This window comes from Rhodococcus sp. PML026 (assembly GCF_000963615.1).
Lineage (GTDB): Bacteria > Actinomycetota > Actinomycetes > Mycobacteriales > Mycobacteriaceae > Rhodococcoides > Rhodococcoides fascians.
The window spans coordinates 94,905-107,580 of sequence record NZ_KQ031367.1 but is presented as its reverse complement, the minus strand read 5'-3'; the positions used below and the strand labels follow the sequence as shown (position 1 = coordinate 107,580).

Annotated in this window: 13 protein-coding genes; 4 read left to right on the top strand and 9 right to left on the bottom strand. The window is 65.7% G+C overall.

What is annotated here, in order from left to right; genetic code table 11:
- Positions 1-15 precede the first annotated feature (15 nt).
- Positions 16-807, top strand: a complete 792-nt coding sequence (locus VF34_RS01985; RefSeq protein WP_230073260.1) for an acyl-[acyl-carrier-protein] thioesterase — start codon at positions 16-18, stop codon at positions 805-807.
- Here the strand turns inward: VF34_RS01985 and VF34_RS01980 are convergent.
- The 7 genes from VF34_RS01980 to VF34_RS24185 form a co-directional block, all read right to left on the bottom strand.
- Entirely contained in the window at positions 711-2,273 is a 1,563-nt protein-coding gene (locus VF34_RS01980; RefSeq protein ID WP_231578164.1) for an AMP-binding protein, read from the bottom strand. The genes VF34_RS01985 and VF34_RS01980 overlap by 97 nt on opposite strands.
- The gene (locus VF34_RS01975) at positions 2,164-2,811 is read right to left on the bottom strand and encodes an energy-coupling factor transporter transmembrane component T family protein (RefSeq protein ID WP_045840692.1); all 648 of its coding nucleotides are present in this window, start codon (positions 2,809-2,811) and stop codon (positions 2,164-2,166) included. The genes VF34_RS01980 and VF34_RS01975 overlap by 110 nt, the downstream gene beginning before the upstream one ends.
- Entirely contained in the window at positions 2,808-3,488 is a 681-nt protein-coding gene (locus tag VF34_RS01970; RefSeq protein ID WP_027498187.1) for an energy-coupling factor ABC transporter ATP-binding protein, read from the bottom strand. Before VF34_RS01970 ends, VF34_RS01975 begins: the two co-directional genes overlap by 4 nt.
- Positions 3,485-4,606 (bottom strand): thiolase family protein, encoded by a 1,122-nt coding sequence (locus tag VF34_RS01965; protein ID WP_045840691.1) that lies wholly within the window; start codon positions 4,604-4,606, stop codon positions 3,485-3,487. Before VF34_RS01965 ends, VF34_RS01970 begins: the two co-directional genes overlap by 4 nt.
- Positions 4,603-5,727 carry an AMP-binding protein gene (locus tag VF34_RS01960; RefSeq protein WP_032375517.1) on the bottom strand — a complete coding sequence of 375 codons (1,125 nt, stop codon included), beginning with the start codon at positions 5,725-5,727 and terminating at the stop codon, positions 4,603-4,605. The genes VF34_RS01965 and VF34_RS01960 overlap by 4 nt, the downstream gene beginning before the upstream one ends.
- Positions 5,728-5,732: 5 nt before the next feature.
- The gene (locus VF34_RS01955; protein WP_371828234.1) at positions 5,733-6,284 is read right to left on the bottom strand and encodes a biotin transporter BioY; all 552 of its coding nucleotides are present in this window, start codon (positions 6,282-6,284) and stop codon (positions 5,733-5,735) included.
- A 158-nt stretch (positions 6,285-6,442) separates the two neighbouring features.
- Entirely contained in the window at positions 6,443-8,368 is a 1,926-nt protein-coding gene (locus VF34_RS24185; RefSeq protein ID WP_080733424.1) for an HNH endonuclease signature motif containing protein, read from the bottom strand.
- A 332-nt stretch (positions 8,369-8,700) separates the two neighbouring features.
- Here VF34_RS24185 and VF34_RS01945 point away from each other — a divergent pair, with 332 nt between their 5' ends.
- Positions 8,701-9,213 (top strand): GNAT family N-acetyltransferase, encoded by a 513-nt coding sequence (locus tag VF34_RS01945; RefSeq protein ID WP_032375393.1) that lies wholly within the window; start codon positions 8,701-8,703, stop codon positions 9,211-9,213.
- Here VF34_RS01945 and VF34_RS01940 read toward each other — a convergent pair.
- The gene (locus tag VF34_RS01940; protein WP_052063172.1) at positions 9,203-10,150 is read right to left on the bottom strand and encodes a CPBP family intramembrane glutamic endopeptidase; all 948 of its coding nucleotides are present in this window, start codon (positions 10,148-10,150) and stop codon (positions 9,203-9,205) included. The genes VF34_RS01945 and VF34_RS01940 overlap by 11 nt on opposite strands.
- A 191-nt stretch (positions 10,151-10,341) precedes the next feature.
- On the bottom strand, positions 10,342-11,520 hold the full coding sequence (locus VF34_RS01935; RefSeq protein WP_196249602.1) for an MFS transporter: 1,179 nt from the start codon (positions 11,518-11,520) through the stop codon (positions 10,342-10,344).
- An 89-nt stretch (positions 11,521-11,609) separates the two neighbouring features.
- Between VF34_RS01935 and VF34_RS01930 the strand changes: the two genes are divergently transcribed.
- On the top strand, positions 11,610-12,152 hold the full coding sequence (locus tag VF34_RS01930) for a GtrA family protein (protein ID WP_027498197.1): 543 nt from the start codon (positions 11,610-11,612) through the stop codon (positions 12,150-12,152).
- On the top strand, positions 12,139-12,672 hold the full coding sequence (locus VF34_RS01925) for a SixA phosphatase family protein (RefSeq protein WP_032375512.1): 534 nt from the start codon (positions 12,139-12,141) through the stop codon (positions 12,670-12,672). Before VF34_RS01930 ends, VF34_RS01925 begins: the two co-directional genes overlap by 14 nt.
- Positions 12,673-12,676: the final 4 nt, after the last annotated feature.

Here is a 12,676-nt window from a genome sequence, read left to right as displayed (position 1 = left end):
GCGTACAGTGCGGACGTGACCAATGCACGCGTGGAACCAGCCGGCTTCGACGACGAACTGGCACCCGAGCCGCCGCCCGGTGAAGGCTTCGAGACGAGCTGGCCAGTACGTACCGGCGACATCGACCCCAACAACCGACTGCGGTTCGACGGTGTCGCGCGCTACCTCCAGGACATCGGCACCGACAATCTCGACGCCACCCCTCTGGGTAAGACCGACCCGATGTGGATCGTGCGACGCACCGTCATCGACGTCTTCGAGCCCATCCACTTTCCCGACCGCGTGCACCTGCGGCGCTGGTGTTCCTCGATGTCGACGCGCTGGTCCAACATGCGGGTGGCGGTGACGACCCCCAAGGGCGGTCGCATCGAGACCGAGGGCTTCTGGATCAACATCAGCAAGGACACCGGCATGCCGACGCGCATCAGCGACGGGGCACTGGAGATGCTGGCCAAGACCACCGATCAGCACCGCTTGCGCTGGAAGGCGTGGCTGACCGAACCGGTACCGTCGCAATCCCAGAGCGACACCGAATTCCCCCTGCGCGCAACCGATATCGACCCCTTCAATCACCTCAACAACGCGGCGTACTGGCACGCGGTCGAAGAACTGCTGGTGGACTTGCCGCACCTGGCCGCAGCGCCCCACCGCGCCGTCATCGAATACCTCACGCCGGTACTGGCGAACGAACGCGTGACGCTGCGTCACCGCTACGACGGCGGAGCGCTGACCGTCTGGTTCGTCGTCACCGGAGCCTCGGGCGAACCGACGGTCCGGACCGTCGCCAAGGTCGCACCCAAGGCCTGACGATCGAGCTTGCCGCGCGGGGTACGCGGCAAACCGTCGACGATCGCGATGACGACGGGCAGACTCGGGTCGGGTAGCAACGAACACAGGTGCCGCCGTATCTGCGCCACCGTCGGTGAAACATCCTGTGCTACAACCACTCCGGCGACCGGTATCTCCCCCGCTCGATCATCGGGCAAGCCCAGAACTCCAGCATCGAGAACACCGGGGACCGACAACAGCGCCGCCTCGATCGGGGGCAACTCGACCGTCAGGCCGGCTCGAACGATCGTCTCGCTGCCGCGGCCGAGCAAGGTCAGCCGGCCCTGGTCGACGCCGCCGCGATCACCGACCGTCATCCACCCGTCGATCGGTCCGTCCGTCAGGGTGGTGTGCTCACCCACCCGACTCAGATAGCCGTCGAACAGCATGTCGCTGCGCACGTGCAGCAGTTCTCCCCTGGTCTCCACCTCGACGCCGTCGAACAGCGCCCCCTCGATCTCCGCCCCCTCGATCCCCGCGCCCTCGGACGTTCGACGGTCGTACGAGACGAAGCTCAGTTCCGACGCGCCGTAGAAGTGCGTCATGGTCGCGTTCGGTAGCACCGTGGCAAGTGCCGCCCGACCCGACTGCGGCCATCTCGCCGCAGACGACAGCACCTCGCGGACGCTGGGGTACTGCACGTTCGACCGCGCGATGTCCCAGGCGATCGTCGGTACCGAATACAGGTGTGTCGGAGCATATTCGAGAGCGGCCGCCGCCGTGCGCAGGTCCACCGTTGCGCCGCGAGTAAGCCCGTGCAACGCACCGTAGAGAAAGTGCGTGTGATCGAGAGTTCCCGATGCAGACACTCTGTCGCCCGGACCGAGATCGAACAGAGAATCGGAACGGTCGAGCGTGGCCGCCCAGGACGCCTGATCACGAACGAACAATTTCGGTGGGCCGGTGGTTCCGGAGGTGATGCCCACGAGCAGTTCGGCGCTGCGTGCCGGCGGATCGACGCGCGCAACACGGTCGCCGGCGAGCTGCTCGGGTGCCAGCACCGCGTCGGCACCCCACCTGTGCAATCGTGCGTGCTGACGCGGATGCGCCACGATGAGCGACGGTGCAGTGACCGACATCGCGTCGACGAATTCGCCGGGTAGCAGATGCCGATGCAGCAGAACGACACTCACGCCGGCATGCATCGCGGCCGCGACGACGATCAGCGAGTCGATGTCCGACGTCGGCAACACCGCGATTCGATGCATCCCGGCCATCGAAGCGGCCGCACGTTCCATTCGACGCCACAGATCCCGGTACGTGATCCGACCGGTCGCGTCGACGATCGCGATGTCCGCCCGATCGCAGTGCTGCGCTATCCGCGCGGTGAGAGGATCACTCGTCATCTGCACCGTCGTCATCCACACCGTCGTCGTCCACACCGTCGTCGTCAACACCGCGCGCCACCAGAGCGTCGCCCATCGCATCGGCGGTACGGAGCGCACGCACCAACACCGGTGTGGCCAGGGCCGTCATCGACCACTGCAGGCCGCGGGCTTTTCGGGCCTGCGACACTTCCTGCACGATCGACGCCAACAACGGTATGCAGCGAATGGCAAGGGCGAGAAGCAAACCGATTCGATCCGGGTCGACGCCGAAGCGGCGGACGGGACCGAGGGCTCGGGTGACGGTATCGAGCATGTCGGTGACCCGGGTGGTCAGCGTGACCAATGCGGCCAACGCGACGGAGACGATCAGCACTCCGCAGACCACCACTGCGCGTTGCCAGGTGGTGATGATCACCTGGAACACCCCTATGATCAGCAGCATCCACAGCACCGGACGTAGTTGCGCCAGAGCGACTTTCACAGGGATGCGGGCGACCGCGAACAGTACTGCGACCACCACGGCAACCACGCCGACCTCGAGGGGTGTGCGTGCGAAAATCACCGTCGCCAGGATGGCAACGATCAGCGCCAGCAGTTTCGATCCCGGACTCATCCGATGCAGCAACGAATCACCGGGGCGGTAGAGACCGATCATCCGATCAACTCGCGGTAGGCCGGGACTGCGGCGGCCGGGGTGCCGTCGAACGCGATGCGGCCGTCGTCGATGACGATGACGCGCTCGAAGCCGTCCAGCAACGCCAGCTGATGAGTCACGACGATGACCTGCTGGTCCATCGAATTCAAGGCGTCTGCGACGACGCGGCCGTTACGCAGATCGAGCAACGTCGTCGGCTCGTCCGCGACGATCACCTCCGGCCGCCGGATGAGGACGGCCCCGATGGCCAGCAACTGCTTCTGTCCACCGGACAGCAGGTGAGCAGGGTGGTCGCGGTGCCGATCGAGTCGAAACCGGACGAGCATCTCGTCGACACGCTCGGCCACCTCGGTCTTGCTGAGCCCGGACCTCCGTAGCGAGAACGCGAGATCCTCAGCGACGGTGGGCATGACGATCTGAGAGTCGGGATCGGTGAAGACGAAGCCGACCTTCTTGCGGACCTGCGCGCCCTTCTTGGCCGCGTCGATTCCGTCGACCGTGACCCGGCCGGTATCGGGCTTGATCAACCCGTTGATCATGCGGGCCAGCGTGGATTTTCCCGATCCATTGGACCCGATGATGCCGATACGGCGTTCGTCGAATTCGAGATCGATGCCGCGCAACACCTGCCGCTCGCCGAAGGCGTGAGAGATGTTCTCGAAGGCGACCGTACTCATGACACTCTCTCCACCAGCATTGCTATTCCCTGCCCGCCGCCGATAGCGCAGGCCGCCAGCCCCAGCGCAGGGCCTCCGGGCTGCAGCATACGAGAGAGCAACCGCACCAACAATATTGCGCCCGACGCTCCCCACGGATGCCCCATTGCGATGGCACCACCGTCCGGGCAGATGCGGTCCTCGTCGATGCCGAGCTCGTCCGCGACGGCAAGCACGACCGACGCGAAGGCCTCGGTGATCTCGACTGTTTCGATGTCGCTCAGCGCCACCCCGGTGCGGGCGAGCAGTTTGTCGATCGCGGGTACCGGTCCGAGCCCGGGAAGGGCAGGATCGGACCCGGCAACAGCGCTGCCGACAATGCGCAGCGCCGGCATGCCTGCGGCTCGCTCGAGGCTGGTGACCGCCAGAACGGCTGCGCCGTCGGAGATTCCACACGAATTACCGGCGGTCACGGTCCCGTCCGTGCTGAACGTGGGGCGCAGCCTGCTCAGGCGCTGCGCCGTCATGTTGGGCCGAATGCGCTCGTCGGTAGCCATGTCGTTCACAGCCACGATTTCCGCGGAGAAGTCGTACGCTGCCGCTCGGGCGAAAGACCGTGCGGCATAGGCATCCTGGCGTTCGCGACCGATCCCACGACGCCGCGCGAGATCATCCGCCGCTACACCCATGTCCGGGTCGTCGAACCCGTCGGGCGCGAACGGCGCTCGAGTGTAGCGGACCGGCTCCGCGTCGCCGACGGGCGGCCAGAACCGCCACGGGCTGGTACTCGCAGATTCGACTCCCCCGGCCAGAATCATTGTCTCCTCGCCGCTCCGGATGCGCGACGCGGCCTGGGCCAACGCGTCCAACCCGGATCCACACTGGCGATCGACGGTGACCCCGGGGACAGCGAACCCGAGCCCGGCACCCAACGCCGCCACTCGGGCGACGTCACCGCCCGGGCCGAGGCAGTTGCCGAGAATCACGTCGTCGATCGGAACACCGAGCGGATCGATATCTGCGGCAACAGCTTTAAGAACCGCTACGGCCAAGTTCGGTGCCGTGACATCGGCGAACCCATGCCCTGCGATACCGATCGCGGTGCGTTTACCCGCGACAACAACGGGTGTGGGCGTCATGCCAGTGCCCCTCTAGCTAGCAGTGCCCCGCGTGCGATTTTTCCGCTGGCGGTGCGGGGCAACTGCTGTACCACCGTCCACCGCCTCGGTAGTGCCTCTTTGGTCATGATCGCTCGGGCATCGGCGCGCACCACGTCCAGATCGCGTGAACCGTCGAGTTCGATCACGGCAGAGACTGTTTCGCCGAGAACGGAGTGCGGAGTGCCGATCGCCGCGGCGGCGAGGACGCCGTCGATCGAGACCAGAATTCGCTCGACGTCCTCGGCGATCACGGTGGTGCCGCCGACGTTGATCGCCGCATCTCCGCGCCCGTGGACGACGAGTTCCCGGCCACGCACGTCGGCCAGGTCGCCGACGGCGAACCAATCACGTGCACTCGAGGCGGCGTAGGGGGACCGCACGAACAGGTAACCGTCGTCGGTGCGCACCTCGACGTCGCGAAGCAGCGCCAGCGTCGGCTGCTCACCCACGACCCTCGCTGCGATCAAGGACAACTCGGCGGCCCCATAATATTCGACCAGTCTCACGCTGTCCGGAACAGACTGAGCTGCAACGGAGTCCAGCATCGTTCCAGCAACGACCGCAATCCGAAGGTGCGGCATCCGCGGAGCGACGTCCCGCAACACAGCGGGGACCGCATGTACCACCGTGGCCCGCGCACGGTCGTCGGTGACACAGGCACCGAGCCACAGCGCATGAAGTGCCGCGAACAGATGCATCGTGGCGTGCGGGGGTCCGGTGATCGCTACCGAATCGGTGGGACGGATGCCGGTGATGTCGGTGAACTCGGCGAAGCTGTCGACCCACGACGCCGCGGTCCGCGCGAGCGGCTTGGGCCTGCCGGTGGAACCGGAGGTTGCAACCAGCAGGAAGGCGTCGGGATCGGGGTCGCCGCTGCGTTCGGGCCTGGCGGCCGGGTCCTCGACATGCACGGCGCTCCCCTGCCGAGCCGCCGCGAGAACGCAGACCAATGCGTCCGGCAGATCCAGTGCTGATGCGTCGTGTGATTGGGCGTGTGCCGGGAGGTGAGGCCACTGCTCGACGGCGGCGTCGAGTTCGGCGTAGGTGAGACTGCGACCGCGCCAGACGATGGCGGTGTCCTGGCCTCGACCTCCCAGCATCGGAATCACGCCTTGATCAGTCCCGGGTAGGCGCGGTGCACGCTCTTGGCCACGACCGTGGCGACGACGACCTTCGCTATGTCGCCGGGCAGGAACGGGCCGTTGGTGGTGATCGCGGCCCAGAGCCCGACGTCGGTGCGGAGCAGCAATCCGATGGTGCCGAAGATGTAGATGACGAGGATCCCGCCGACTGCGTTGATCAGCAGTCCGAGCACGATCGAGTACTTCGGCAGGATGCGGGCGGTGAGCCAACCGATGATCAGCGCTGCGGGAATCCAGCCGATCAGGTATCCGACGGTGGGGCCGGCCATCGCCGCGAGGCCGGTGCGTCCGCCCGCCAACAGCGGCAGGCCGATCATTGTCAGGGCGAGGAACACGAGTACTGCGGCCGTGCCCTTGCGTGGTCCCAGAACTGCGCCGGCCAGGATGATGCCGAGGGTCTGCAGGGTGATCGGGACTCCGGAGAAGCCCACCGTGATCGATCCCGGCAGTCCGAGCGCGGCGATGAGCGCCGCGAACACCGCGATCTGCGCCATGTCGCGGGCGGAGACGTTCATTCGACCGACCTTACGGCTCGGCGGGCGAGTACTGCTGTCGATACCTGACACGGTGGCTCCTCGAGGAAGGGGCGGTCACCTGCCCCAGATACTTGAACGGCGTTCAAGGTAGCAGGTGCGTGGCCCTGACCACCTATCGGGCACCGGCAGTCCCGGCGTCAGAAGGGCGCGGGATCGTATCGACTCCAGTCCTGTCTTATGCGTGCGTGTACAACGCGGCAATGTTCGAGATAGGCCCGCCTCTTCTCGGCGAGCCGCTTCCTCGCCATGTCCGTCGAGGCAGCACGGAAGTCCGCGAGCGTCGGGGGTGCGGATCCGCTGTAGTCGAGTTCCCATCGGGTCGGTTCGGACAGGGACGTCACCTTCCCTGAAGACCGCTTCCGACGTCGGCTGCGACCCGCGTGCGATCCGATCGAGAAGTCCGGCAACGTGATCGAGCGCAGCCCGAGCGAGTTCGACCACAGAATCACCCCTCCGGCCACCATCGCCGCCGACCACGTTTTCGAGGTCTTCGCCTGATGATGGAACACGCACACCGGTTGAAGATTGGTCACGATGGTCCAACCTCCCCGCCGCGGATCGTCCTGATCGAACGGCACCAGATGATCGATCTGGCACCGCGCCGACGGCACGTCGCAACGGGGGAACGTGCACGTGCGATACGCCGCCCGAACGACAGCAGCGACGCGGGCACTGGGTCGATAGGTCACCGCAGCCTGAGACGGACTGCGCTCCCCGCCGTGGCCGTCGGGAAAGATGCCCCGAGCACGTTCGGGCTTCTCGGCAATCCATGCGAGCCACCGCGCGACCAGCCCATCGCGGACAGACTCCTCCCCCAGCACAGGGGCTGCGGGTGAATTCGCGCAGTCACCTGCCCCGCGTATCGACGGAAGCTCGCCGGCAGCGCGCACGCGCCCGATGACCACCACTCGACGTAGCAACGAACCGGTCGACAACCGCAAGCCTGGGTCCTGACCGCTACCCGGGTCTCGACCGCTGTACTTACCGCGGTGCGAGTATCCACCGCTGTCCGGTTCTTCTCTGCGACGGTCGTCCTGGTCGCCGGTGCCTGGACCCGCATCGTCGTCAGGACCGGCATCGTCGTCAGGACCGGCATCGCCGTCGGAACCGCCATCGCCCTCGGAACCGCCATGGCCGTCGGGACCGGAATCGCCGTCAGGGCCGGAATTGCCATCAGGATTCACGTCGTTCGGGTCACCGTCATCCGGCCCTCTGCCAGACGGTCCTCCACCTTTCGGGTTACCGCCCTCAGGGCCGTCGTCGCCCTCGTCGTCGCCCTCGCCCTCGTCGCCCTCACCGTCGTCGCCGTCGTCACCGTCGTCGCCGTCGTCGCCGTCGTCGCCGTCGTCGGAACTGTTTCCCTCGGGTTTGAGCATGTCGACCAACTCGGTCAGCATGGCCTGCCATTTCGCGTCGGTGGCGACGATGCGCGCCACCTCCGGATCGATGGGCGTCCCGTCCGCCAAGGACGCGGGATCCGAGGACAGTCCCAGCAGCGTCTCCACCGCCACCACGATCTGAAGGAGATGCCCGCGCCGAGGAGGGAGATCATCGGTGCCACCCGCAACCGGGCAGTCGTCGCCCAGATCGCACTGACAGGCCAGCGAATGTTCGCCGTGTAGCAACGCCATCAGTCCCGCCGCCCGCAGCATCCGCGTCGACCGCGGATCGTCCTTGCAGACAGTCCCCACAATCTCGACGATGAGCGCATCCGCTTCGGCCGCCTCGAGATGCGTGATTTTTGCGATGAGCGACGAAATACCGCCGGGACCGGTGCGGTCGATCCGCACTCCGACTTCCTCCGACTTCGCGGTCTCGCGAGCCTGCGCAGCGCCGTCCGGATCGGCCCTCATCCACAACCGCCAGATTCGGTTCCGCAAGGCCTGCGGACGCATTCGGCCCCCTGCGGCGCAGACCTCGTATTCGACTGTCGAGATGGTCTCGTCACTGGCGCGATGCAACACCGAGGTTATGGTGACTACCGTCGACCAGTCGAAGCTGCCGGTCACGAAACGCAAGGCCGTCAACGGCATTCGATGTAAACGCTCGGCGACATCGTGCATCACCGACGCATCGCGACGTGCCGGTCATCGTCACGGCCAAGTCGCACAAAGCGCCGCGAACGGTCTCGCCAGGGTCCCCACCGTCGGATTCGGCAGCCTCCAACCGCATTTCGAGCACGTCGCAGTACGCCAGGACGGTCCCCGCCCGGGCAAGATTCTCCTGGACACGGCTGAGCGCGATGACATCGAGAAACCCCGCAATACAGTCATCGACCGACGGCGTCTCCACCGCTCCCCACCCCCCCGGTATCGAACATGTATTCGATAGTACGAGAGGGGTCCGACAAGAAAATTCGATTCGGTCACCGAGTTCGGGCCGGTATAACGGCACCATGCGCAGCTACTCGATTCGTGACATCCGGCCCGGCGACGAGCAGCAGATCGGTACAGCACACGTTGCGATCTGGAAGGCAACGTATGCGGGAATGATCAACGGTGCGAAGTTGGATGCGATGAGGCCCGCGCACCGCATCGAACGGTGGCAGCAGATCATCGCCCATCGCGACGAGTCGTCGGCGCGTGGAGTTCGCACCCGATGTGCAGTCGACGTTGGCGACTCACGCATTGTCGGCTTCGCGACCGGAGGACCCCCGCGCGACGAAAATCCGCCTGCACACAGGGAATTGTGGTCGTTGAACGTTCTTCCCGAACACCACGGCACCGGCATTGCACTGGCGTTGATGAACGACGCACTAGGTGAGGACACTCCCGCTGCGTATCTGTGGGTGGCCGTGGCCAACGAGCGCGCGATTGCCTTCTATCGCAAGAACGGGTTCGAGCTGGACGGCGAAGCCCGCTTCGACCCGACGTGGGAATGCCACGAGGCGCGCATGGTCAGGGTTTGACGGGTGGTTCGTTTCTGGATCGGTCGGGGTTCACGTTCTCGGGATTCAGCACGACGTCGGTCACCACAGGCGCCGTCTCGACAGGCCGATCGTTGGAACGGACAGCCACCGTGTTCGGCAGAAACGCATCGAGGGCGCGGGGCGTGATCCACCACAGCAGGGCCGCGAACAGGATCAGAATATTGATCCACTGCAGCACCGTCGCCGAATTGTCGGACGGAATCACCCGGTCGAAGACCTGGATGTTCATCACGAATCCATGAATGAGGATCAGCACCCACAATCGCCGATATCGGTAATACACCCACACCGCCGCAGCGCCCCATATGGCTGCCCACAGGAATCCGCCGCCGCCGAAATACAGGTACAGGAAGCCCCGCAACGTTGCCGACAACCCCATGATCGCCCAGATCGGCATCCTGCCCACCAACAGCAGAACCGGAAGAGCCACCAGAATCGGCTCTTCCCTCAGACCGACAGCGAGCGCCGAAACGGCTGCAAGCCAATCCGATTCGACAGAGGCAGGGATAGAGAACCCGAACCGAACGATATTCAGTCGCGACAATACGAGCACTATCGCCGACGCCGCGCCGATCGCAGCACACCACGTCAACGCAGCCTCGCGCGCGGAGCCATGCCGCAGAGGCAGCACCGCCGGCAAAGTCCGTCGCCGTGCGAGATACACCGCGCCGATCGCGATCGCCCCCACAACGACCTGCAGGGCGCCGACCGCGAGATCGGTCCACTGATCGTGCATCGTGAGGATCGGTGCCGGCGCATGCGGCTCACGAAAACGCCACAGCGCACCCACCAAGCCGATGAAATACACGACGACCCACCCGACCACCAGAGCGAGCGCCAGAGCAGCCGTACCGGTGACAGACAGCGCCCGCCTGCGTGATTCGTCACGGAGACCCGAGTCGGCATCGGTCGCCATCAAGTCACCACCATTCACTCATCGCCGCATACTGCCCTGCGTCTCGCTATTGCCAACGGGCCTCTCACACCACCGAGACCGTAAACTCCGGACTTGTCTATCACGCACGAGGCCAGAATTCAGTACCGCGCACTCACGGTGACGTATCCCGAGCAACTCACGGCCGACGAGGTACGTCGGTTGTTGCGCTCTTATCTGGAGCCGCAGTCCTGAGCCGAGTCCACGGGAAATTTGCGGCCGTAGAGCCACCCGATCACCGCGACGACGGCGCCCGCGGCAGCGATCGCGGCCAATACCGACCCGAAGCCCGATGCCTCGACGACCCGCCCGACCACCAACGGTGCCAGCAGAAATCCGGCACGCGAGATCAGCGAGACGGTCGAGATCGCCGCAGCCGACGAGACGCCGGGAAGCCGTCCGGCCAGGCTGAACACGATGGGAAACAGCGGACTCGAACCCAGGCCGGCGACCGCGAATGCAGCGATGACCAATACAGGCACGTCGACGGCGAGGACCGACAGCCCCGCGATGCCCGCAAATGCGACCGCAACCAGCGCTGCGCCACCCGTCAGTACCGACGACGGTCCGAACCGATCGACGATCCGGTCACCCACCAGGCGTCCCACCAACATGGCCACCGAGAACGCGACGAACGCCAGACCGGCAGCACCAGGACCGGCACCCTGCTCGGCCGTCATGTACACCGCGCTCCAGGACTGCGGGAAATCCTCCATCAGGCCGGCCAGCAGAACCACCGCGCCGAGCATGGCCAGCGCCGCAATCGGACGGCCGACGGCCGGCTGAGGAGTTGGGCCGTCGGCGGACTCGTCCAGCCGTGTGTCCGGACCCAACAGACCCCGGCCGACCGCCGCGAGCGCAAGAACCAGCACTACCGCGACGCAGGCGAAGTGCACTGCGACCGGAAGGCGAGCACCCGCGGCCGCAGAACCCGTCACTCCGCCCACCACAGCCCCGACGCTCCACGCGGCATGAAAGCCACTGAGCAGAGACCGACCGGCGCGCTCCTCGACGAGAACTCCCTGGGCGTTCATGGAAATGTCCATCACCGCGTCGGCCCCGCCGAGCAGGACCAGAGCTGCCAGCAGCGTCCACCACGACACCGCCACAGCGGGGAGCACGAACGCACCGCACAACAAGAGTCCCGACGCGAGAACAGCCCACCGACTGCCGAATCGGTGAACCAGCACGGCGGCAACGGGTGCTGCGGCAAGCCCGCCGACACCGACCCCGGCGAGGGCGAGACCCAGCGTGGCAACATCGATGGACAACGAGTTCTGGATCTCGGGAATGCGGGGTGCCCAGTTGGCGAACACCGCGCCGTTGACGAAGAATACGATCAGAACGGACAAGCGAGCACTGGTTTTCGGGCGCCCCATAGTGCCGCGAGCCTATCGTTGATGGGACTACCCAACCCGTTACTCGAGGTAACGTCGATGGGATGCATGTGTCCGACCGCCTCACCGACCACGTTCCCGAGCGTTGGCTCGCGCCCCTCGTCAAGCACGCCGAGGCTCTGAAGTTCCTCATCGTCGGAGCAATCACCTTCGTCGTCACCGTCGTGCTGTTCTTCGGCTTGAAGTGGACGATCCTGCAGGACAAGCCGGTGACAGCCAATGTTCTGGCCGTGCTGATCGCGACGATCGTGTCGTACGTTCTCAACCGGGAATGGTCGTTCACTGCCCGCGGCGGACGACGTCGCCATCACGAAGCAGCGCTGTTCTTCGCCGTCGCCGGGACCGGTCTGGCCATCAACCAATTGCCGCTCTGGGTGTCGAGTTACGTGCTGGATCTGCGCGCTCCCAACGTGTCTTTCATCACCGAGAACATTGCGGACTTCGTCAGTGGCTCCATTGTCGGCACCCTGCTCGCCACCGCCTTCCGGTGGTGGGCAATGCGGAAGTTCGTTTTCCCCGAGCCGGTGAACGTCGTTCCCGACGAGGTTGCCCTGACCGTTTACGGTGGACGGCATGGCGACCACTAGGACTCTCGTGCTGATGCGGCACGGAAAATCCGGCTACCCCGACGGCGTGCCCGACCACGAGCGGCCACTGGCTCCACGCGGCCAACGGGAAGCAGGACTGGCGGGAGCCTGGATCACCGAGCACGTCGGCTCCGTCGACGCCGTGTTGTGCTCGACGGCTCTGCGGACTCGCGAGACCTTGGCCGCCACCGGCCTCGGCGATGCACCCACCCGCTTCGAGCGAGACATCTACGGTGGTTCGGCCGACGAAATCATCGACGAAATCAAACTGGCGGACACCTACTTCGACGACGTGACCGTCTCGACACTGTTGGTCGTCGGGCACGAGCCCGGAATTCCGTGGACGGCACTCGAACTGGCCGTCGACGACGACACCGACGTGGCCCGCGACGTGCGACACCGCTTCCCCACCTCGGCGATCGCTGTGCTGACCACCGAATGCAGCTGGGCCGAGCTGGCAGCGAGTACCGCCACGATCACCGAATTCTGCATCCCCCGCGCCGATTCCGACGGCGCGTAGACCC

Bases quoted from the DNA above. Each gene is read 5' to 3' on its own strand.
- VF34_RS01975 (WP_045840692.1), bottom strand. From the start codon at position 2,811: ATGATCGGTCTCTACCGCCCCGGTGATTCGTTGCTGCATCGGATGAGT.
- VF34_RS01970 (WP_027498187.1), bottom strand. From the start codon at position 3,488: ATGAGTACGGTCGCCTTCGAGAACATCTCTCACGCCTTCGGCGAGCGG.
- VF34_RS01965 (WP_045840691.1), bottom strand. From the start codon at position 4,606: ATGACGCCCACACCCGTTGTTGTCGCGGGTAAACGCACCGCGATCGGT.
- VF34_RS01960 (WP_032375517.1), bottom strand. From the start codon at position 5,727: ATGCTGGGAGGTCGAGGCCAGGACACCGCCATCGTCTGGCGCGGTCGC.
- VF34_RS01955 (WP_371828234.1), bottom strand. From the start codon at position 6,284: ATGAACGTCTCCGCCCGCGACATGGCGCAGATCGCGGTGTTCGCGGCG.
- VF34_RS24185 (WP_080733424.1), bottom strand. From the start codon at position 8,368: ATGCACGATGTCGCCGAGCGTTTACATCGAATGCCGTTGACGGCCTTG.
- VF34_RS01945 (WP_032375393.1), top strand. From the start codon at position 8,701: ATGCGCAGCTACTCGATTCGTGACATCCGGCCCGGCGACGAGCAGCAG.
- VF34_RS01940 (WP_052063172.1), bottom strand. From the start codon at position 10,150: ATGGCGACCGATGCCGACTCGGGTCTCCGTGACGAATCACGCAGGCGG.
- VF34_RS01930 (WP_027498197.1), top strand. From the start codon at position 11,610: ATGCATGTGTCCGACCGCCTCACCGACCACGTTCCCGAGCGTTGGCTC.
- VF34_RS01925 (WP_032375512.1), top strand. From the start codon at position 12,139: ATGGCGACCACTAGGACTCTCGTGCTGATGCGGCACGGAAAATCCGGC.